Annotated in this window: 1 protein-coding gene; it reads right to left on the bottom strand. The window is 33.9% G+C overall.

The window, feature by feature from the left end; genetic code table 11:
• Positions 1-693 (bottom strand): transposase (locus ACFO3L_RS11475; protein ID WP_379967703.1); only part of this gene is annotated, 693 nt, incomplete at both ends.

The following is a 693-nucleotide window of genomic DNA, read 5'->3' as shown; positions in this document are numbered from 1 at the left end:
TTTACGGTAGATAAAGTCAGAAAAGTCCTTCAATGCTTTTTTAGGTTCTTTACGTTTAGAACGAAGTGCTTTTCTTACTTGAGTATCGGAACTTTTGTCGATTTCATCACTTAATCCTGTCACTTTCGTTTCTAATGCATTCACGATTTTCTGTAATTTCTCTGTGTCTAATTCTTCATCTTCTGCACAAATAGATGGAATGATTTGTTCTTCCACTAGCTTTAAATAATATTCTTTTGATTTTTGTCTCAATGACTCTTCAAATCGTTCCGTGCTCTTTTTCCAAACAAACGTATATTTATTCGCGTTCGCTTCTAATTTTGTCCCGTCAATAAAGATTGCTTCTTCGTCAATTAATTTTTGAGATACAAGCTGATTTCTAAATTGAATAAAACATTCTTGAAGAATTGGCTGAACCAAAGGGTTCACTCTAAAACGATTGATGGTTCTAAAATTTGGGAATTGTGACTGAGTGAGCCACATGGCACGAATACTATCTTTAGACATCGCTTCTATTTTTCTGCCTGAAAAAATAGACTGTGTGTAGCCACACAACAGCAACTTTAACATCATTTTTGGGTTATATGAAGAGGTCCCCATTTTATGATCAAAGACTGAAAAGATTTCTTCAGGAATACTTTCGACTAATTCATCTATCGCGAACGCGATATCATTTTCTTCTAAATAAATTTC

It is taken from the genome of Enterococcus eurekensis, assembly GCF_042654605.1.
Classification (GTDB): domain Bacteria; phylum Bacillota; class Bacilli; order Lactobacillales; family Enterococcaceae; genus Enterococcus_I; species Enterococcus_I eurekensis.
Note: the sequence above shows the minus strand (reverse complement) of the source record. Positions and strands in the feature narration are given on the sequence as shown.